The following is a 19868-nucleotide window of genomic DNA, read 5'->3' on the forward strand; positions in this document are numbered from 1 at the left end:
AAAACTACAGCGACGACTGATCAATAGCGATCAGCCAACGAAGATAGCTTGCACCGTTGCTAACGGCCAATACCGCCAAATCGAGCGGTGGTTGGATCGGCTCTTCGCTTCCCTGTTCATGGCGGTAATTGTGTGAGGCATCTACCCAATCCTTGAAGGAGGCGAGTTGCTTGTTCGCGGCCCGAAGGGCAACAGACTCTCCAGCGTAGGCCTTCTGAATTGCAGGAGCGAGATAGGCGTCCACAGCGCCAGCGTTTAGGTGCGGAGCAGACGGAAACATCAAACGGAACAGGCCCTCAACCGCGCCAAACACTGCCCTCCAGGCCTCCTTAGCGTTCGGCGGCGTCGCAGCAAGCTCGTCGGAAATCCTTTCGAAGGCCACGAGGCTATTGGCGTATCGCGGAGACTGAAGCCCTGCAACCGTAGCCGCTCTATTCCTTTGGAATTCAATATCTACCGCCGGATGAACAATACATTCATCATCGATTTCATAAGCAAGATGTTCTTCGGCAAAGATTCGACGAACTGGACCGCGCCATAGGGTCGAAGGATCGTGACCCTTGCGTTTGAAGAATTGCGCCGCCAACGTCACCGAATCGAGCAAGTCCCGAACTTCGCAAGAAGCAAAGAAATTAGGCCAATTGAAAGAATAGTTTACCTTTGGGTCGATTCCCAATTCTTGTTCAAGGTACTGATTGAGTTCGTGTGCTAGCTTGTTCGGAGTCAGCCGCTCTAACACGCTTGCCAAGCGCCTTCTTGCACGAGCACTATCAGGCAAACGCTCCGGCGGTTGTATATATAGGTGACTAAAACGGGACATCTTTGCCAGAATCCTCCAATCAAAAATTCTACCATTTCTCTCCACCGCTCGCCAGCACGCCCCCTCACCGCCGCTTTCGCTCGTGCATCGGCCGGCGATCTTCGCTTTGAAGCTCGGCTCCGAGGCGCTAACCACTCGCGAACATCTCGTCGACTGCGGATTCTGCGACGTTATGAATGTAGTCTCTCATGGAAGGCGAAGCTGGAGATGCTTTTGAGCTGACAGTTGCCGCTGTTACTCGATGATCGGCACGTGCCTCGCCGCATCGTACGGCACCGTCCCATCAAGCCTCGGATCGTTGGCGATCTCGATCTGGCTGCGGAAGGGGCGGAAGCCGGAGCGCTGGTAGAAGGCGACGGCAGAGGGATGATCGAAGGTGCAGGTGTGGACCCAGACGCGGCGGAGGTCGCGTGACCACGCAAGCTCCAATGCGCGGTTCATCAGGAAGCGGGCGGCGCCCGTGCCGATCAAGGGTGCGGTGACGCCGAAATAGACCAGCTCGCATTGGCCCACCTCGCGAAAGTCCAGCTCCAGCAGGCCTTCATCGCGGCCGTCCGCAACCAGGGCATAGACCTCGATGCCGGGCGCGTGGATGATCGCGGCGAGCTCTGCATCGGTCATGCGGGCGCGCGAGAACCACAGCCAGTCTTCGCCGACGCGGCGGTAGAGATCGCGGTACCAGGCGAGCGCGGGGGCGTCGACCTTGCGCAGGGTCCAGGCGCCGGGCGGATCGTCGCGGCGCGCGGGAGGCGCGGTCATCTCGAGATGGGTGACGACGGCGGCGATCTTGCCGGCGGGGACGTCGGAATAGCCGTCGGGGAGGATCATGCTTCTTGCTTTCGTTCCCTAGAGGTCAGCCCGGGTCGGTTGCTCCATACTCCGTCATTGCGAGCGCAGCGAAGCAATCCAGACTGTTTCCGCGGCGGCAATCTTGATTGCTTCGTCGCAAGAGCTCCTCGCAATGACGGGTGTGGAGGCAGCAGGCTGCACCTCACTCCACGCGGGTACGCGGGACGCGCCTACCCCTCCCCCTCGTCGCTCGCCAGCACGCCCTTGACCGCGCGCGCCCAGCCGGCGAGCTTCCGCTCTCGTGTCGCCTGGCTCATGTTGGGCTTGAAGCGGTGCTCGAGGCGCCAATTGTCGGCGAATTTGGTGGGCTCGGGATAGACGCCGGCGTTGAGGCCGGCGAGGTAGGCGGCGCCGAGCGCCGTGGTCTCCTGGATCACGGGGCGGTCGACCGGCGCATCCAGGAGATCGGCGAGACGCTGCATGGTCCAGTCGGATGCGGTCATGCCGCCGTCGACGCGGAGCACGACGCTGGCCACTTCCGAGCTCGGCCAGTCCGCTCGCATCGCGGCCCAGAGATCGAAGGTCTGGTAGCAGACGCTTTCCAGCGCGGCATGGGCGAGCTCGGCGGGGCCGGTGTTGCGGGTGAGGCCGAACAGCGCGCCGCGCACGCGCGGATTCCAGTAGGGCGCGCCCATGCCGACGAAGGCGGGCACGAGATAGACGCTCTGCATGGAGTCCGACTGGTCCGCGAGCGGGCCGGTTTCGGCGGCATGCTTGATGATGCCAAGGCCATCGCGCAGCCATTGCACCGCACTGCCCGCGACGAAGATCGAGCCTTCGAGCGCGTAGGTGCGCTTGCCATCGAGCTGATAGGCAACGGTGGTGAGCAGCTTGTTCTTGGAGACGACGGGCGTCGTGCCGGTGTTGAGCAGCGCGAAGCAGCCGGTGCCGTAGGTCGACTTCATCATGCCCGGGCGGAAGCAGGCCTGGCCGATGGTGGCGGCCTGCTGGTCGCCGGCGATGCCGGAGATGGCGATCGGCCCACCGAACAGGTCCGGCGTGCTCTCGCCGAAGCGGGCGGAGGAGTCCTTCACCTCGGGCAGCATCGAGCGCGGCACGCCGATGATCTCCAAGAGTTCGTCATCCCACTGGCCGGTGTGGATGTTGAACAGCAGCGTGCGCGAGGCGTTGGTGGCATCGGTGGCGTGCACCTTGCCGCCGGTGAGGCGCCAGAGCAGATAGCAATCGACGGTGCCGAACATCAATTCGCCGCGCGCGGCGCGGGCACGGGCGCCGGGGACGTGGTCGAGGATCCAGGCGACCTTCGTGCCGGAGAAATAGGGATCGATGATCAGGCCGGTCTTCTGCGAGATCACGCCCTCGCGGCCGTCGGCTTTCAGCTTGGCGCAGATGTCGGCGGTGCGGCGGTCCTGCCAGACGATAGCGCGGTGCACGGCTTGGCCCGTGGCGCGGTCCCACACCACGGTGGTCTCGCGCTGGTTGGTGATGCCGATCGCGGCAATGTCCTTTGCGGTGATACCGGCCTGCTCGATCGCCTCGCGGCAGACCATCACAGTCGAGGTCCAGATGTCCTCAGGCTCGTGCTCGACCCAGCCCGAGGCCGGAAAATGCTGCGGGAACTCCTGTTGCGCCTTGGCGGCGATGGAAATATCGCCGCGAAACACGATCGCGCGCGATGACGTGGTGCCCTGGTCGATGGCGAGGACGAAAGACATGGAGATTACCTTGGCGTTTCCCTTTGGGGGGTCGTTTTGTCGCGGCCAAAGGGAGCGGATTAGCGCGGCAAGGTCAAGGCGGCTCTGCTCTTACCCTACCCTGGAGGGGGAGGGTCGGATCACATGCAGCGAAGCGGAATGTGATCCGGGGTGGGGTGACGGTCTCCCCGCAGCGAACAGTGCCCGTGGGGAGAGATCACCCCACCCCGCTCGCGCTACGCGCGATCGACCCTCCCCCTCCAGGGTAGGGTAAGAAAGGGGCACTTCTCGATTACGTTGGCATCTTTCGCTTGCGCCGGTGCTGAAGGTGCATGGCTTCTGCCTGGCGCGATCCGTACAGCTCGATATAGATGCGTTCGAGCACTGCCGTCAGATCCACCGCGATCTCCGAATTCCAGAATCGGATCACGCGGTAGCCTTCGTGCTCGAGCCAGCGTTGGCGTTCGAGGTCGCGGGCGGCCGTATCGTCTTCATTGTGGTATCCGCCATCGAGTTCGATGATGAGCCGCTTGGCCGGGCAGAAGAAGTCGACGAAGTAGGGTCCGATCGGCACCTGGCGGCGGAAGTGCGAGCCGTCCATGGGAAGGTCTTTGAGGGCGCGCCACAAAGCTCGCTCGTGCGGGGTGGTGTTGGCTCTCAGCTTCTTCGCGGCAGCGCGTCGGATTGATGTTGAGACCATTGCCGTGGCTTCACCCCACCCCGCTCACGCTATGCGTGAGCGACCCACGGGCGAGCTACGCTCGTCCCGGACCCCTCCAGGGGAGGGTAAGGGAAGCGTCACGTTGACGCAACTAACGGATGTCGAGCTACACCGCCGCCGTCGTCACGCCGCCGTCGATGACGATGGTCTGGCCGGTCATGAAGCTCGAGGCGTCGGAGGCGAGGTAGGCGACGGCGCCGGCGATTTCGTCGGGTTCGCCGATGCGGCGCAGCGGCGTGGTAGCGGTGCGGCGCTTGAGATTGGCTTCGTCTTCCCAGAGCGCGCGGGCGAAATCGGTCTTGACGAGGCCGGGGGCGATGCAGTTGACGCGGACGCCCTTCGGGCCCCATTCGCCGGCTAGCGAGCGGCACAGCGCGAAGTCGGCCGCCTTGGAGATGCCGTAGGCGCCGATCACGGTGGAGCCGCGCAGGCCGCCGATCGAGGAGATGATGATCACCGAGCCCTTGCCGCGCTCGGCCATCTCAGGGATCGCGAGCGCGGAGAGCCAGATGTTGCTCTTGACGTTGCTGCCCATGATCTTGTCGAAGGCTTCGTCTGATATGTCGAGCAGCGGGCCGTAGTAAGGATTCACCGCGGCGTTGCAGACGAGGATGTCGATCTTGCCGTAATGCTTGGTGGCGCCTGCGATCAGCGCCTCGACCTCGGCCTTGCGCGCGATGTTGCAGGGAATGACGATTGCATCGCCGCCGGACGCATTGATGCCGTCGGCGACCTCCTGGCAGGCCTCGGCCTTGCGCGAGGAGACCACGACCTTGGCCCCTAACTTGGCCAGCAGCTCAGCGGAGGAGCGGCCGATGCCGCGGCTGGAGCCGGTGACCACGGCGACCTTGCCGGTGAGATCGAACGGGGTGTTTTGCATTTGTTACCTGCCTCTCCTGGTCATTCCGGGGTGCGCGTAGCGCGAACCCGGAATCCATTTCACCGCGCGTGTTGCCGCCCGATGGATCCCGGGTTCGCGCTACGCGCGCCCCGGGATGACAGTGGTGGCGGCGACTACACCAACCCGCCGGCGTCGGCGACGCGGCGCTGGTGGTAATCGGTGTCGCCGAACGAGTTCTCGATCATGGTGAGGCGCTTGAAGTAGTGGCCGATCTTCGCCTCCATGGTCATGCCGATGCCGCCGTGCAGCTGGATCGACTGCTGACCGACGAATTTCAGCGACTTGCCGATCTGCACCTTGGCCGCAGCGATGGCGTTGGTGCGCTCCTTGGCGTTCTCGAAATCGTTCGCCATGGTCGCGAACATCGACATCGAGCGCGCCTGCTCGGTGGCGACGAACATGTCGGAGGCGCGGTGCTGCAGCGACTGGAACGAGCCGATCGCGACGCCGAACTGTTTTCGCGTTTTGATGTACTCCACCGTGGTCTTGAGCGATTCGTCCATCAGGCCGACCGCCTCCGCGCAGAGCGCGACGCGGGCTTCATCGACCACGCGCTCGATCAGCGCGAGAGAATCCTCGGGGTTGCCGAGCACGGCATCCGGGCCGACCTCGACACCGGTGAAGGTGATGTCGGCGGCGTGCAGGCCGTCCTGGGTCGGATAGCCCTTCCTGGCGACGCCCTTGGCGTTCGCCGGGACCAGGAACACGCCGATGCCGCTTCTGTCGCGGCGGTCACCCCTCGTGCGCGCGGTGACGATCAGCGTGTCGGCGTTCTCGCCGTTGAGCACGACGAACTTCTCGCCGTCGATGACGTAGCCGTCGCCCTTCTTCTTCGCGGTCGTCGTGACGTCGAACAGATCGTAGCGCGAGTTCTTCTCGAGCTGCGCAAACGCCAGCGTCTTGCTGCCGTCGATGATCCCGGGCACATGCGCGGCCTTCTGCGCATCGGTGCCGGCATGGCGCAGGAAGCCGCCGCCGATCACGACCGTCGCGAGATAAGGCTCGAGCACCAGCGCCTTGCCGAGCGCTTCCATCACGATCATGGTCTCGACGCCGCCGCCGCCGAAGCCGCCATCGGCCTCGCTGAAGGGCAGGCCGAGCAGGCCCTGCTCGGCCAGCTTGAGCCAGACCGTCTTGCTCCAGCCGCCCTTCTCCTTCATGTACTTCTTGCGCTGCTCGAAATCGTAGGAGTCGGTCAGCAGGCCGTCGATGCTTTCCTTGAGAAGCCGCTGCTCCTCGTTCAGATCAAAATCCATTTCTTTGGTTCCTCGTACCCGGACTTATTTGGCCTCGTCATTCCGGCATGGCCCGAAGGGCCAGGCCCGGAATCCATTTCGCCTCTGCGTATGCGGCCCGATGGATTCCGGGTTCGCGACTTCGTCGCGCCCCGGAATGACGGTGGAAATATTGCTCTCCCCGCCGTCGCGGAGAGGTGGAAGATCACAGCCCCAGCACCGCCTTGGCGATGATGTTGCGCTGGATCTCGTTGGAGCCGCCGTAGATCGAAACCTTGCGGTTGTTGAAGTAGCTTGGCGCGATCTGGGCGGTCCAGTCCATGGCTTCGTTCGAGCCGTCGTCGCCGTGCACATCGTAGGGCGCGGCGAACGGGCCGATCACTTCCATGAGCAGCTCGGTGGTGGTCTGCTGGATCTCCGAGCCCTTGATCTTCAGCACCGAGGAGGCCGGGTTGGGCTTGCCCTTGCCGTGCTTGCCCTCGTCGGCGACGACGCGCAGCTGCGTCAATTCGAGCGCCTTCAGCTCGATCTCGCAGGCGGCGAGCTTCTCGCGGAACGCGGCATCCTGGATGATCGGCTTGCCTGATGATTCGACCTTGCCGGCGAGCTCGCGGATGCGGCGCAGCCGCTCCTTGGAGACGCCGACCCGGGCGATGCCGGTGCGCTCATTGCCGAGCAGGAATTTTGCGTAGTCCCAGCCCTTGTTCTCCTCGCCGATCAGGTTCTCGATGGGCACCTCGACGTCGTCGAAGAAGACCTCGTTGACCTCATGGCCGCCGTCGATGGTCTGGATCGGACGCACCGTGACGCCCTTCGACTTCATCGAGAACACGATGAAGGAGATGCCCATCTGCTTCTTGGCATTGTTGTCGGTGCGGCAGAGGCAGAAGATCATGTCGGCGTGCTGGGCGAGCGTGGTCCAGGTCTTCTGGCCGTTGATGATCCACTTGTCGCCACGGCGCTCGGCTTTCGTCTTCAGCGAGGCAAGGTCGGATCCCGAGCCGGGCTCGGAGAAACCCTGGCACCACCAGTCGTCGACATTGGCGATGCGCGGCAGGTACTTCTTCTTCTGCTCCTCGTTGCCGAAGGTGTAGATGACGGGGCCGACCATGCTGACGCCGAAGGCGAGCGGCTGCGGCGCCGGATAGGATTGCAGCTCCTCGTTGAAGATGTAGTGCTGCACCGAGGTCCAGCCCGTGCCGCCATATTGCTTGGGCCAGTGGCTGACGCCCCAGCCTTTCTTGTTGAGGATGCGCCACCACGTCACCATCTCGTCCTTCGAGAGGTGGCGGCCCTCGACCATCTTGCGCCGGGTGTCCGGCGGCACGTTGTCGCGGAAGAACTGCCGCACTTCCTCGCGAAACGCCTGCTCTTCCTTCGTGAATGCGAGATCCATCGGATCCTCCTGTGAATTACTGCAATACTTCGAACAGCCCGGCCGCGCCCATGCCGCCGCCGACGCACATGGTGACGACCGCGTACTTCGCCTTGCGGCGGCGGCCTTCGATCAGCGCGTGACCGGTCAGGCGCGCGCCCGACATGCCGTAGGGATGGCCGACCGCGATCGCGCCGCCGTCGACGTTGATCTTCTCGGGGTCGATGCCGAGCTTGTCGCGGCAGTACAGCACCTGCACCGCGAAGGCTTCGTTGAGCTCCCACAGACCGATGTCGTCGACCGTGAGGCCGTGACGCTTGAGCAGGCGCGGCACGGCGAAGACCGGGCCGATGCCCATCTCGTCCGGCTCGCAGCCGGCCGAGACGAAGCCGCGGAAGATGCCGAGCGGCTTGAGGCCGCGCTTGGACGCTTCCTTGTCGCTCATGATCACGCAGGCGCTGGCGCCGTCGGAGAGCTGGCTGGCATTGCCGGCGGTGACGGTGAAGCCGTCGCCACGCACGGGCTTGAGGCCGGCGAGGCCTTCGATCGTGGTCTCGGGGCGCGGGCCCTCGTCCTGCGACAGCGTGATGTCCTTCATCGAGACGGCGCCGGTCGCCTTGTCGGTGATCGCCATCTGCGTCGTGATCGGCGCGATCTCCTCCTTGAACTTGCCGCCCTGCTGGGCGGCAGCGGTGCGGCGCTGGCTCTCCAGCGAATATTCGTCCTGCTTCTCGCGCGAGATGCCGTAGCGCTTGGCGACGATTTCGGCAGTGTCGATCATGGGCATGTAGACCTCGCCCTTGATCTTGAGCAGCGCCGGATCCTGGGCGTGGAAGCCGTTCATCTTGTCGTTCTGCACGAGCGAGATCGACTCGCCGCCGCCGCCGACCGCGATCTCGACGCCGTCGAAGATCACCGAGCGCGCGGCGAGCGCGATCGCCTGCAGGCCCGAGGCGCACTGCCGGTCGATGGTGGTGCCGGCGACGGTGACGGGAAGGCCGGCGCGCAGCAGCGCCTTGCGCGCGATGTTGCCGCCGGTCGCGCCTTGCTGCAGCGCTGCACCCATCACGACGTCTTCGATCTCCTTCGGATCGACCTTGGCACGGGCGACGGCTTCGCCGATGGCGTGGCCCAGCAGGGTCGCCCCCTCGGTGGCGTTGAGCGCGCCGCGATAGGCCTTGCCGATCGGGGTGCGGGCGGTGGAAACGATGACGGCGTCGGTCAAGAACGACCTCCTGATACGGGTTGGATGGATTGTGACGGTTTCTGCTGCTGGCGCAATTCGTGGCGCGACAATTTTCCGACCGGCGTGCGCGGCAGATCGGCGACGAACTCGACCGCGGCCGGCAATTCGTGCTTGCCGACCTTCCCGGCGAGCTGGGTGCGCAGCTCGTCGAGCGAGAACGGCTTGGCGTCCGGCTTCAGCTTGATGAAGGCCTTTGCGGCCTCGCCCCGATACTGGTCGGGAATGCCGAGCACGATGACCTCGTGCACGCCCGGAATGGTGTAGATCGCCTGCTCGATCATCTGCGGATAGACGTTGAAGCCGCCGGAGATGATCATGTCCTTCTTGCGGTCGACCAGGAAGAAATAGCCGTCGGTGTCGACATAGCCGATGTCGCCGGTCAGGAAGCGGCCGTCGACGAAGGCCTCGGTAGAGCCCTCCGGCTTGTTCCAGTAGCCCTTGGTGACGTTCGGGCCCTTGATGCGGATCTCGCCGACCTCGCCGGGCGGCAGCACCCGTCTGGGATCGTCGAGCGCGACGACGTCGAGCTCTATGCCGGGCAGCATCAGGCCGATCGAGCCGGGCTTCTCGGGCCCTGCGGGCGGATGGCCGGTGCCGGGCGAGCAGGTCTCGGTCATGCCCCAGCCGCTCTTCAGCTTTTTGCCGACCTTGCGCTCGAAGAAGCTCGCGATCTCCACCGGCAGCGGCGCGCCGCCGGAGCCGATGGTGGCAAGCGAGGAGAAGTCGCGCTTGTCGAGATCGGGCAGCGCGGCGATCGCGATCCACATCGTCGGCACGCCCGGAAAATACGTCGCGCGCTTGACCTCGATGTCGCGCATGACGGCTTCGACGTCGAAGCGCTGATGCAGCGAAATCAGATTGCCGCGGCTGAGCGAGGACAACAGCACCACGGTGAGCGCATAGATGTGGAACAGCGGCAGCACGCAGATCACGCGCTCGATCACCTCGCCGCGCGCCGCGCGCGCCGGCTTGCCCCAGACGTCGTAGATCGACACCGCCGCGGTGAGATTGCCGTGCGTCAGCATCGCGCCCTTGGGCAGGCCGGTGGTGCCGCCGGTATATTGCAGCAGCGCGACGTCGTCGGCCGTCACGTTCGGCCATTGCGCAGGCGCGGCCGCCCCCTCGACGAAGGTCTTGAAGGTGACGATGCGGGGATCATTTGGGATCGCCGCTTGCGGCGTGCCGACCTTGCCCCAAGTGTCGTCCTCGCAGACGACGAGCTTGTCGATCAGGCCCTTGTCCAGGAATTTCAGCGCGGTCGGCAGCAGTGCGGCAAGGTTCGAGGTGACGAGCAGGCGCGAGCCGGAATCCGAGACCTTGTGCGTCAGCGCGATCTCGCCGTCGAGTGGGGAGAGATGCGCGACGCGGGCGCCTGCTTTCAGCGCGCCGAAGAAATTGACGGGATGGTCGGGCGTGTTGCCGAGGAACAACGCGACCGACGTGCCCTTGCCGCAGCCGGCCCGCAGGAACGCCGCGGCGGCACGGTCGGCCTGAGCTGCGAGTTCGGTGTAGCTGATCGCGCGGTCGCGGAACTCCAGCGCCGTGCGCGGGCCGTAGTCGGCGGCGGCCTTCGACAAGAGGTCAGGCAACGAGCCCTGGACGATGGGATCGTCCCAACGCACGCCCTCGGGGTAAAACTGTTCGCCGGGATGGGTCATGGATTCCTTAAACTGCACAGACCGTCATTCCGGGGGCGCGACCAAGTCGCCCCCCGGAATCTCGAGATTCTCAGGTGCGCAACTGCGCACCATAGTTGGCCCTGCGGGCGCCCCGGAATGACCGAGAGCTGGAGCGCGAAGCTCCATCAAGCCGCCTTCGACTCGGCGGCCAGCGAGGCGAACGTCTTGCCTTCGGCTGCGAGCTTCTTCAGCAGCGGGGCGGGCTCGAGGCTGGGGTCGTTGGTCTCCTTGGCATAGAAGGAGAGACGGTCGGCGATGTGCTTGAGACCGACGCTGTCGGCCCAGAACATCGGGCCGCCGCGGTAGATCGGCCAGCCATAGCCGTAGAGCCAGACCACGTCGATGTCGGAGGGACGCGCGGCGATGCCCTCTTCCAGGATCTTCGCGCCCTCGTTGATCATCGGATACATCATGCGCTCGAGGATCTCCTCGTCGCTGACCACGCGCTTCTTGCGTCCGAGGCGCAGCAGCGTCTCGTCGATCAGCTTCTCGACCTCCGGATCGGGCAGCGGCGCGGGGGAGCCGGCCTCGTACTTGTAGTAGCCCTTGCCGGTCTTCTGGCCGAACCGGCCGGCTTCGCACAGCGCATCTGCGATTTCCGACTTGATGCCGCGGTCTTCCCGCGAGCGCCAGCCGATGTCGAGGCCGGCGAGGTCGCCCATCGCGAACGGGCCCATCGGCATGCCGAACTTGGTGACGACGGCATCGACCTGCTGCGGCAGCGCGCCCTCAAACAGCAGCTTTTCCGACTGCTTGCCACGCTGGGCCAGCATGCGGTTGCCGACGAAGCCGTCGCAGACGCCGACCACGGCCGGCACCTTCGCGATCTTTCGCGCGATCGTCACCGCGGTCACCAGCGCATCCGGCGCGGTCTTGTCGGCACGCACGATCTCGCAAAGCTTCATGACGTTGGCTGGCGAGAAGAAGTGCATGCCAAGCACGTCCTGCGGACGCTTGGTCGACTTCGCGATCTCGTCGATGTTGAGATAGGAGGTGTTTGAGGCGAGCACCGCGCCGGGCTTGGCGTACTGGTCGAGCTTGCCGAATACTTCCTTCTTCACTGCCATGGTCTCGAACACGGCCTCGATGACGAGATCGGCATCGCCGACATTCTCGATGCCGACGACGCCGTTGATCAGCGCCATGCGCTTGGCGGGCGCATCCGCCGGGATGCCGCCGCGCGCCGCGGTCGCTTCCCAGTTCTTCTGCATGATGCCCATGCCGCGCTTGAGCTGCTCTTCGCCGGTCTCGATCAGGGTGACGGGCACGCCGGCATTGGCAAAGGACATCGCGATGCCGCCGCCCATGGTGCCGGCGCCGAGGATGGCGACGCGGTTCACCGGCCGCGGCTTGGTGCCTTCAGGAACGCCCGCGATCTTGTTGGCCTCGCGCTCGGCGAAGAAGGCGTAGCGCTGCGCCTTGGACTGATCGCTGGCGACGAGCTTGAGGAAGCCCTCGCGCTCCTTCTTCAGACCTTCGTCGAACGGCAGGTCAATGGCGTAGCCGACGGCGTCGGCGGCGGCGAACGGCGCCTCCAGGCCGCGCGACTTCTTGGTCATGGCGGCAACCGCGTTGGTGAAGATCGAGCGGTCGGCCTTGGCGGTCGCGATCTTGGAATCGTCGTCGCGCAGACGCCGCAGCGGACGCTTCTCGGCCAGCAGCTTGCGCACGAAGGCTTCGCCGCCCGACGCCGGTCCCTCGACGATCTCCTCGATCAGGCCGCTCTTGAGCGCGTCCGCAGCGCCGATGGGATCACCGCCGACGATCATCTTGACGGCGAGCTCGGGGCCGACCGCGCGCGGCAGACGCTGGGTGCCGCCGGCGCCCGGCAGCAGACCGAGCTTCACCTCGGGCAGGCCGAGCTTGGCCTCTTTCACCGCGACGCGGAAATGACAGGCGAGCGCGACCTCGAGACCGCCGCCGAGCGCGGTGCCGTGAATGGCGGCGACCACCGGCTTCGGCGAGTTCTCGATCTCGGACAGCACGTCATTGAGGGCGGGCGGCTTCGGCGGCTTGCCGAATTCGGTGATGTCGGCGCCGGCGATGAAGGTGCGGCCGGCGCAGGTCAGCACGATGCCCTTGATGGCGGGATCGGCGACGGCGGCCTTGATGCATTCCAAGATACCATCGCGGACCGCGGCACTCAGCGCGTTGACCGGAGGGCTGTTGACCGTGACGATCCCGACCTCGTCATGACGCTCAAGCTTGACCACTTCGCTCACGGTGTTCCCTCCTTGGTGGGGATTAACTTTTGTTCGATTTCGCGGTGCGGAATTTAATTCCGCATCTTGACGGCAGGGTTATTTTGAAGCACGTGGCTTGTCAACGACTCCGCGCAAGAAGCAGATCAGGGATGAAGCGTACAGGAAAGAAGACTGCGACCGATCGGAATTTCGTCGTCGCGCTTTCCCGCGGACTGGACGTATTGCGCGCATTCCACCCCAATGACGGCTTGCTCGGCAATCAGGAGATTGCGGCGCGCACCAACCTGCCCAAGCCGACGGTGTCGCGGCTGACTTACACGTTGACCAAGCTCGGTTATCTTGCGCCGGTTCCCCGCTTCGAGAAATACCAGCTCACGCCTGCTGCGATGTCGCTCGGCTACGCCGCGCTCGCCAATCTCGGCGTTCGGCATTTGTCCGAGCCGTTCCGCGAAGAAGTGATGCGCGCGACCGGCGGCGCCGTCGCGGTCGGCGGCCGCGACCGTCACAGCATGATCTATTTCGGGCAGAGCCGCGGCAGCGAGACGGTCGGCGTTCAACTTGACGTCGGCTCCCGCGTGCCGATTGCAACCAGTGCGATGGGCCGGGCCTATTTCTGGGCGCTCGACGACGAGGATCGCACGGAATTGTCGCGCCTGCTGCGCGAACATTACGGCAGCCGCTGGCCGAAGATGCGCGACGGATTGGAACGTTCCGGCGAAACCGTCGCGAAATACGGTTTTGCGATTTCGGTCGGCGACTGGCACGACGACATCGGCGCCGCCGGCGTCGCGCTCAGGCTCAACGACGGAACCGGACCTTACGCTTTCAATTGCGGTGCGCCCGCATTCCGCTTCACGGAAGAGCGTTTGATCAACGACATTGGACCGCGTCTGCTCACGATGGTAAGGAACATCGAAGCGGCACTCGGGGGTCTGATGCCGCATTCCAAAAAAGAAGTCAGCAAAAAGCTGAAATCAGGAGGAAAAGTTGCGCGTGTGGCCGAGGGGATCAGATAGCCTTTGTCATCATTGGGAGCGGTTCGCATCGCCCCTTCGCTCACTCAATCGCGTGGGCGAGACGAGATGACGCAGGCACAGCTCGCGCGGGGGACATCGCCCCTGCTCGCGGTTCGCGACGTCAGCGTCGTGTTCGGCGGCATCGTCGCGCTCAACGGCGTGTCCTTCGACATGCACAAGGGCCAGATCCTCGGCTTGATCGGGCCCAACGGCGCCGGCAAGACCACGCTGTTCAACTGCCTGTCCCGACTCTATCAGCCCTCGTCCGGCGATATCCTGATGGAGGGCGTCAGCATCCTGTCGCGCCCGCCGCACCGCATCGCCGAGATCGGCATCGGCCGCACCTTCCAGAACGTGGCGCTGTTTCCGAACCTCTCGGTGATGGACAACGTCCGCGTCGGCGCCCATTCAAAGACCTCCAGCGACATCATCAGCGACTCCCTGAAACTGGCGTGGGTGCGGCGCAGCGAGACCAGTGTCAACAAGAAGGTGCACGCGATTCTCGCCTATCTCGATCTCGAGGACGTCGCCCACACTGTGGTGTCAGGCCTGCCCTTCGGCACGCAGAAGCGCGTCGAGCTGGCGCGTGCGCTGGCGGCCGATCCGAAGATCCTGCTGCTCGACGAGCCCGCCGGTGGCCTCAACCACGAGGAAGTCTATGTGCTCGGCGACCTCATCCGCAAAATCCGTGACGAGCGCCACATGACGGTGCTGCTGGTCGAGCATCACATGGGCCTCGTGATGTCGATCGCCGACCACGTCGTCGCGCTGAATTTCGGCAAGAAGCTCGCGGAAGGCACCCCTGCCCAGGTGCAGGCAGACCCCGACGTCATCAAGGCCTATCTCGGGAGCAAGGACCAATGACGACGCTGCTCAACGTCAAGGACCTGCGCGCCTATTACGGCCAGGTCCAGGCGCTCCATGGCCTGTCCTTCTCGCTTAGCGAGGGCTCCCTGACCACGCTGCTCGGCGCCAACGGCGCCGGCAAGACTACGACGCTGCGCGCGATCTGCAACATGGTGCGCTCGACCGGCGCGATCGAGTTCGACGGCAAGCCGCTGAACAATCGCTCGACCGAGAACATCGTGCGGTTCGGCATCGCCCATGTGCCGCAGGGCCGCGGCACCTTCACCACCATGACGGTGGAGGAGAATCTCCAGCTCGGGGCCATCACCCGCAAGGACAGCGCCGGCATCGTCTCCGACATTGAGCGCATGTATGCGCACTTCCCGGTGTTGAAGCAGCGGCACACCCAGCAGGCCGGCACGCTCTCGGGCGGCGAGCAGCAGATGCTCGCGGTTGCCCGCGCGCTGATGCTGCGGCCGCGCCTGATGCTGCTGGACGAGCCGTCCTTCGGTCTTGCGCCACTGGTGGTGCGCGACCTGTTCGGCATCCTCGGCAAGATCAACCGCGAGGACAAGGTGTCGATCCTGGTGGTCGAGCAGAACGCCCAGCTCGCGCTCGAGCTGGCAGACCAGGCCTATGTGATCGAGACCGGACGCATCGTGATGTCGGGCAACGCCAAGGACATCGCGAACAACGAAGAAATCCGTAAATCCTATCTGGGTTACTGAGGGAGCCGGGACAATGGAGCTGTTCACCAACCAGGTCCTGGCCGGCATCGCCACGGGCGCGATCTACGCCTGCATGGCCCTCGCCGTGGTCATGATCTACCAGGCCATCGACCATCTCAACTTCGCGCAGGGCGAGATGGCGATGTTCTCGACCTTCATTTCCTGGCAGCTGATGCAATGGGGCGTGTCCTACTGGGCCGCCTTCGTGATCACGCTGGCATTCTCCTTCGTCGCCGGTATCGCGATCGAGCGCATCCTGTTCAAGCCGCTTGCGAAAGCACCGGTGCTGACCAACGTCGCCGGCTTCATCGCGCTGTTCGCGATCATCAACTCCTCCGCCGGCCTGATCTGGGACTTCACCATCAAACAGTATCCGACCCCGTTCGGCTCCTCGCCCTTCCTGGGCAGCCAGCTGATCTCGACCCACCAGGCCGGCATGATCGGCGTCACCGTGCTGCTGCTGCTGGGACTGTATTTCTTCTTTCAGTACACCCGCATCGGCCTCGCCATGCGCGCCGCCGCCTCGGTGCCTGAATCGGCCCGCCTCGTCGGCATCAACACGAGCTGGATGATAGCGCTGGGCTGGGGCATGGCGACCGCGATCGGCTCGATCGCCGGCATGCTGATCGCGCCGGTCGTGTTCCTGGAGCCCAACATGATGGGCGGCGTGCTGATCTACGGCTTTGCCGCCGCGGTGCTCGGCGGGCTGTCGAGCCCGTTCGGCGCCGTGGTCGGCGGCTTCCTGGTCGGCGTCTTCGAGAATCTCGCCGGCACCTACATCCCCGGCGTCGGCAACGAGCTGAAACTGCCGATCGCGCTCGCGCTGATCATCTCCGTCCTGGTCGTCAAACCCGCTGGCCTGTTCGGCCGGCACATCGTCAAGCGAGTTTGATCATGAGCGCTGCAGAAGAAGTCGTTGCAGAAGGCCACGAGGCGGTCGAGGCCGTTCCGAAGCGCGCCATGACGCTGGGCACCGGCACCTCGCTGGTGGTCCTCGCTGCGCTGCTCATCGCGCCCGCCTTCGTCAAGAACTTCATCATCTTCCAGATGACGATGCTCTTGATCTACGGGCTCGCGGTGCTGGCGCTGAACATCCTGACCGGCGGCTCGGGCCAGTTCTCGCTGGGCCAGAGCGCCTTCTACGCCGTCGGCGCCTATACGACCGCGGTGTTGATGGAGCACGCCAACATCAATTACGCGCTGACCATTCCGATTTCCGCCGCGGTCTGCTTCGGATTCGGTTATTTGTTCGGCAAGCCGGCGCTGCGGCTTTCGGGCGTCTATCTGGCGCTCGCGACCTTCGCGCTTGCCACCGCGATGCCGCAGCTGTTGAAGCTGAACTTCCTCGAGCACTGGACCGGCGGCGTGCAGGGCCTCGTCGTCACCAAGCCCGACGCGCCGTTCGGCCTGCCGATGTCGCAGGACATGTGGCTGTATTACTTCACCCTCGTCGTGACGATCGCGATCTACATCTTCTCGGTGAACCTGTTGCGCTCCCGCTCGGGCCGCGCCTTCATGGCGATCCGTGACAACGAGATCGCAGCCTCCTCGATGGGCGTCAACGTCGCGCTGTACAAGACGCTGGCCTTCGGCGTGTCCGCCGGTATCACCGGTGTTGCCGGCTCGCTCGGCGCCATCGCCGTGCAGTTCGTCGCACCCGACAGCTACACCATCACGCTGGCGATCTCGCTGTTCCTCGGCATGGTCGTCGGCGGCGTCGGCTGGCTGCCCGGATCGTTCGTCGGCGCGGCGTTCATCATCTTCGTGCCGAACATGGCGGAGAGCATCTCCAAGGGCCTCTCCGGCGCGGTGTTCGGCGTGCTGTTGTTCCTCGTCATCTACCTGGTGCCGCATGGCGCAAGGCAGGCTGCGATCCTGGGCCAGCAACTGGCCGGGAAGCTCAAGAAGAACTGAAGATTCGTTGAATTAACCAAGGAGACCGAATTGTATTTTGGAAGAACACTGCGAGCCGCCGCGCTGGTCACGGCAACGGCGGCCATCACTCTCACCTCCGGCGCAGCACTCGCCCAAAAGAAATACGACACCGGCGCGTCCGATACCGAAATCAAGATCGGCAACATCATGCCGTACAGCGGTCCGGCGTCGGCCTATGGCATCATCGGCAAGACCGAAGAAGCCTATTTCAAGATGATCAACGACAAGGGCGGCATCAACGGCCGCAAGGTCAACTTCGTCACCTATGACGACGGCTATTCGCCGCCGAAGGCCGTCGAGCAGGTGCGCAAGCTGATCGAGAGCGACGAGGTCCTGGCCGTTTTCAATCCGCTCGGCACGCCCTCGAACACGGCGATCCAGAAATATCTCAACGCCAAGAAGATCCCGCAGCTGTTCGTCGCCACCGGCGCCACCAAGTGGAACGACCCGAAGAACTTCCCCTGGACCATGGGCTGGCAGCCCTCCTACCAGAGCGAAGCGCATATCTACGCGAAATGGCTGATGAAGGAGAAGCCCGACGCGAAGATCGCGATCCTCTATCAGAACGACGATTTCGGCAAAGACTACCTCAAGGGCACCAAGGACGGCCTTGGCGCCAAGGCTTCCTCCATGATCATCATGGAAGAGAGCTATGAGGTGTCGGAACCCTCGATCGACGGCCACATCGTCAAGATCAAGGCGGCCAACCCGGACGTGCTGCTGATCTACACCACGCCGAAGTTCGCGGCCCAGACCATCAAGAAGACCGCCGAGCTCAGCTGGAAGCCGCTCCAGATCCTCACCAACGTATCGATCTCGGTCGGCAGCGTGATGAAGCCGGCCGGCTTCGAAGCCGCGCAGGGCGTGCTGTCGGCGGCCTATGCCAAGGACTCCACCGATCCGCAGTGGGCCAACGATCCCGGCATGAAGAAGTGGAACGAGTTCGTCGACAAGTACATGCCCGGCGCCGACAAGTCCGACACCAGCATGGTCTACGGCTACGGCGCTGCGTCAACGCTGGCCAAGGTGCTGGAGATGTGCGGTGACGATCTCACCCGGGCCAACATCATGAAGCAGGCCGCGAGCCTGAAGGACTTCGCGCCGGACACCCTGCTGCCCGGCGTGAAGATCAACACCAGCGCGACCGACTTCGCCCCGATCGCCCAGCTCCAGATGCAACGCTTCAAGGGTGAGAAGTGGGAACTGTTCGGCGAGATCATCAGCGGCGACGTCGCCTCCGAGTGACGGGCGGACGCAATAGTTCAACCTTCCCAGAAGCCCCCGCGAGCGATCGCGGGGGCTTTTTGTTGACGGCTGGCGTCAATCTTGTTCAATGCGGCGCCGATCCAATCCGGGGTAGGAGAGCAATGACCGCTGTTCGTTTTCAGGTTGCGCCGCTCTGGGCCGCGCTGGCGTTGTGCACTGCGATGAACAGCCCGGCACTGGCGCAGAAGAGGTACGACAGCGGCGCCTCCGATACCGAGATCAAAATCGGCAATATCATGCCGTATAGCGGCCCGGCCTCGGCCTATGCCGCGATCGGCAAGGCCGAGGAAGCCTATTTCAACAAGGTCAATGCCGAGGGCGGCATCAACGGCCGCAAGATCAAGTTCATCTCCTATGACGACGCCTATTCGCCACCGAAGACGGTGGAGCAGGCGCGCAAGCTGGTCGAGAGCGACGGGGTGCTGTTGATCTTCGGCTCGCTCGGCACCTCGACCAACAGCGCCATCCGCAAATACATGAACGAGAAGAAGGTGCCGCAATTGTTCGTGGCGAGCGGCGCCTCGAAGTGGAACGATCCCAAGCAATATCCCTGGACCATGGGCTGGCAGCCGAGCTACGCGAGCGAGGCGCGCATCTATGCCAAGTACATCATGAAAGAGAAGCCGGACGGAAAGATCGGCGTGCTCTACCAGAACGACGATTTCGGCAAGGACTATCTGAAGGGACTGAAGGACGGCCTCGGCGCCAAGGCCTCGATGATCGTGCTGCAGGAGGCCTACGACACCTCGGAGCCCGCGATCGACGAGCACATCGTGAAGCTGAAGGCCTCGGACGCCGACGTCTTCATCAGCATCACCACCCCGAAATTCGCCGCGCAAGCGATCAAGAAGGCGGCTGAGATCAACTGGCATCCGGTCCACATCATCTCCAACGTCTCGGCCTCGGTCGGCGGCGTGATCGAGCCGGCCGGCTTCGAGATCTCCCAGGGCATTCTGTCGGCGAGCTACACCAAGGACGGCTCCGACCCGCAGTGGAATGCCGACGACGGCATGAAGAAGTTCTATAATTTCGTCGCGCAATACGACCCCAAGGCCAACAAGCTCGATGCCGGCGTCGTGTTCGGCTACGCCGCCGCGCAGACCATGGTGAAGGTGCTGCAGATGTGCGGCGACGAGCTCACCCGCGAGAACGTCATGAAGCAGGCAGCCTCCTTGAGGGATTTCGCACCCGACACGCTGCTGCCCGGCATCAAGATCAACACCGCGCCGGACAATTTCGCCCCGATCGAGCAGCTGCAGATGATGCGGTTCAAGGGCAAGAAATGGGAGCTGTTCGGCGACATCATCTCCAGCGAGACGGGTCACTGACGCCGCCGCAACTCGAAATCGATGCCGGATGCATTAAACAACCCAGGACAGCCGTCCCTTCTCG

The 19868-nt window shown here is 64.1% G+C and carries 17 protein-coding genes; 7 read left to right on the plus strand and 10 right to left on the minus strand.

Annotation, left to right across the window (positions count from 1 at the left end):
- Nucleotides 1-4 precede the first annotated feature (4 nt).
- The 10 genes from X268_RS28520 to X268_RS28565 form a co-directional block, all read right to left on the minus strand.
- On the minus strand, nt 5-748 hold the full coding sequence (locus X268_RS28520) for a hypothetical protein (RefSeq protein WP_128928008.1): 744 nt from the start codon (nt 746-748) through the stop codon (nt 5-7).
- A 306-nt stretch (nt 749-1054) separates the two neighbouring features.
- Nucleotides 1055-1648, minus strand: coding sequence for a GNAT family N-acetyltransferase (locus X268_RS28525; protein ID WP_128928009.1), 594 nt, complete (start codon nt 1646-1648; stop codon nt 1055-1057).
- A 191-nt stretch (nt 1649-1839) separates the two neighbouring features.
- Nucleotides 1840-3345: a glycerol kinase GlpK gene (gene glpK / locus X268_RS28530; RefSeq protein ID WP_128928010.1), complete on the minus strand. Its 1506-nt coding sequence runs from the start codon at nt 3343-3345 to the stop codon at nt 1840-1842.
- Between the two features lie 271 nt (nt 3346-3616).
- Nucleotides 3617-3952 (minus strand): endonuclease domain-containing protein, encoded by a 336-nt coding sequence (locus X268_RS28535; protein WP_245477692.1) that lies wholly within the window; start codon nt 3950-3952, stop codon nt 3617-3619.
- A 199-nt stretch (nt 3953-4151) separates the two neighbouring features.
- Nucleotides 4152-4925 (minus strand): SDR family NAD(P)-dependent oxidoreductase, encoded by a 774-nt coding sequence (locus X268_RS28540; RefSeq protein ID WP_128928012.1) that lies wholly within the window; start codon nt 4923-4925, stop codon nt 4152-4154.
- A 134-nt stretch (nt 4926-5059) separates the two neighbouring features.
- Nucleotides 5060-6202, minus strand: coding sequence for a pimeloyl-CoA dehydrogenase small subunit (pimD, locus tag X268_RS28545; RefSeq protein WP_128928013.1), 1143 nt, complete (start codon nt 6200-6202; stop codon nt 5060-5062).
- 184 nt (nt 6203-6386) lie between these two features.
- Entirely contained in the window at nt 6387-7577 is a 1191-nt protein-coding gene (pimC, locus tag X268_RS28550; RefSeq protein ID WP_128928014.1) for a pimeloyl-CoA dehydrogenase large subunit, read from the minus strand.
- A gap of 16 nt (nt 7578-7593) precedes the next feature.
- On the minus strand, nt 7594-8781 hold the full coding sequence (locus tag X268_RS28555; RefSeq protein WP_128928015.1) for an acetyl-CoA C-acyltransferase: 1188 nt from the start codon (nt 8779-8781) through the stop codon (nt 7594-7596).
- Nucleotides 8778-10460 (minus strand): dicarboxylate--CoA ligase PimA, encoded by a 1683-nt coding sequence (gene pimA, locus X268_RS28560; protein WP_128928016.1) that lies wholly within the window; start codon nt 10458-10460, stop codon nt 8778-8780. Before pimA ends, X268_RS28555 begins: the two co-directional genes overlap by 4 nt.
- Nucleotides 10461-10606: 146 nt before the next feature.
- Nucleotides 10607-12703: a 3-hydroxyacyl-CoA dehydrogenase NAD-binding domain-containing protein gene (locus tag X268_RS28565; RefSeq protein WP_128928017.1), complete on the minus strand. Its 2097-nt coding sequence runs from the start codon at nt 12701-12703 to the stop codon at nt 10607-10609.
- A 131-nt stretch (nt 12704-12834) separates the two neighbouring features.
- Here X268_RS28565 and X268_RS28570 point away from each other — a divergent pair, with 131 nt between their 5' ends.
- From X268_RS28570 to X268_RS28600, 7 genes are all read left to right on the plus strand, one after another.
- The gene (locus tag X268_RS28570; RefSeq protein ID WP_164937972.1) at nt 12835-13701 is read left to right on the plus strand and encodes an IclR family transcriptional regulator; all 867 of its coding nucleotides are present in this window, start codon (nt 12835-12837) and stop codon (nt 13699-13701) included.
- A gap of 66 nt (nt 13702-13767) precedes the next feature.
- Nucleotides 13768-14565 carry an ABC transporter ATP-binding protein gene (locus X268_RS28575; protein WP_128928019.1) on the plus strand — a complete coding sequence of 266 codons (798 nt, stop codon included), beginning with the start codon at nt 13768-13770 and terminating at the stop codon, nt 14563-14565.
- On the plus strand, nt 14562-15275 hold the full coding sequence (locus X268_RS28580; protein ID WP_128928020.1) for an ABC transporter ATP-binding protein: 714 nt from the start codon (nt 14562-14564) through the stop codon (nt 15273-15275). Before X268_RS28575 ends, X268_RS28580 begins: the two co-directional genes overlap by 4 nt.
- 13 nt (nt 15276-15288) lie before the next feature.
- Complete coding sequence (locus X268_RS28585) at nt 15289-16167, plus strand: branched-chain amino acid ABC transporter permease (RefSeq protein WP_128928021.1); 879 nt, start codon at nt 15289-15291, stop codon at nt 16165-16167.
- 2 nt (nt 16168-16169) lie between these two features.
- Complete coding sequence (locus tag X268_RS28590) at nt 16170-17189, plus strand: branched-chain amino acid ABC transporter permease (protein ID WP_128928022.1); 1020 nt, start codon at nt 16170-16172, stop codon at nt 17187-17189.
- Nucleotides 17190-17219: 30 nt separating this feature from the next.
- A complete protein-coding gene (locus X268_RS28595; RefSeq protein WP_128928023.1) occupies nt 17220-18455 on the plus strand; it encodes an ABC transporter substrate-binding protein in 1236 nt (411 codons plus the stop codon).
- A gap of 122 nt (nt 18456-18577) precedes the next feature.
- Nucleotides 18578-19804: an ABC transporter substrate-binding protein gene (locus X268_RS28600; protein ID WP_128928024.1), complete on the plus strand. Its 1227-nt coding sequence runs from the start codon at nt 18578-18580 to the stop codon at nt 19802-19804.
- Nucleotides 19805-19868 lie beyond the last annotated feature (64 nt).

This window comes from Bradyrhizobium guangxiense (assembly GCF_004114915.1).
Taxonomy (GTDB): domain Bacteria; phylum Pseudomonadota; class Alphaproteobacteria; order Rhizobiales; family Xanthobacteraceae; genus Bradyrhizobium; species Bradyrhizobium guangxiense.

Bases quoted from the DNA above. Each gene is read 5' to 3' on its own strand.
- X268_RS28575 (WP_128928019.1), top strand. From the start codon at position 13,768: ATGACGCAGGCACAGCTCGCGCGGGGGACATCGCCCCTGCTCGCGGTT.
- X268_RS28540 (WP_128928012.1), bottom strand. From the start codon at position 4,925: ATGCAAAACACCCCGTTCGATCTCACCGGCAAGGTCGCCGTGGTCACC.
- X268_RS28580 (WP_128928020.1), top strand. From the start codon at position 14,562: ATGACGACGCTGCTCAACGTCAAGGACCTGCGCGCCTATTACGGCCAG.
- X268_RS28590 (WP_128928022.1), top strand. From the start codon at position 16,170: ATGAGCGCTGCAGAAGAAGTCGTTGCAGAAGGCCACGAGGCGGTCGAG.
- X268_RS28570 (WP_164937972.1), top strand. From the start codon at position 12,835: ATGAAGCGTACAGGAAAGAAGACTGCGACCGATCGGAATTTCGTCGTC.
- X268_RS28585 (WP_128928021.1), top strand. From the start codon at position 15,289: ATGGAGCTGTTCACCAACCAGGTCCTGGCCGGCATCGCCACGGGCGCG.
- pimD (WP_128928013.1), bottom strand. From the start codon at position 6,202: ATGGATTTTGATCTGAACGAGGAGCAGCGGCTTCTCAAGGAAAGCATC.
- pimA (WP_128928016.1), bottom strand. From the start codon at position 10,460: ATGACCCATCCCGGCGAACAGTTTTACCCCGAGGGCGTGCGTTGGGAC.
- pimC (WP_128928014.1), bottom strand. From the start codon at position 7,577: ATGGATCTCGCATTCACGAAGGAAGAGCAGGCGTTTCGCGAGGAAGTG.
- X268_RS28600 (WP_128928024.1), top strand. From the start codon at position 18,578: ATGACCGCTGTTCGTTTTCAGGTTGCGCCGCTCTGGGCCGCGCTGGCG.
- glpK (WP_128928010.1), bottom strand. From the start codon at position 3,345: ATGTCTTTCGTCCTCGCCATCGACCAGGGCACCACGTCATCGCGCGCG.
- X268_RS28525 (WP_128928009.1), bottom strand. From the start codon at position 1,648: ATGATCCTCCCCGACGGCTATTCCGACGTCCCCGCCGGCAAGATCGCC.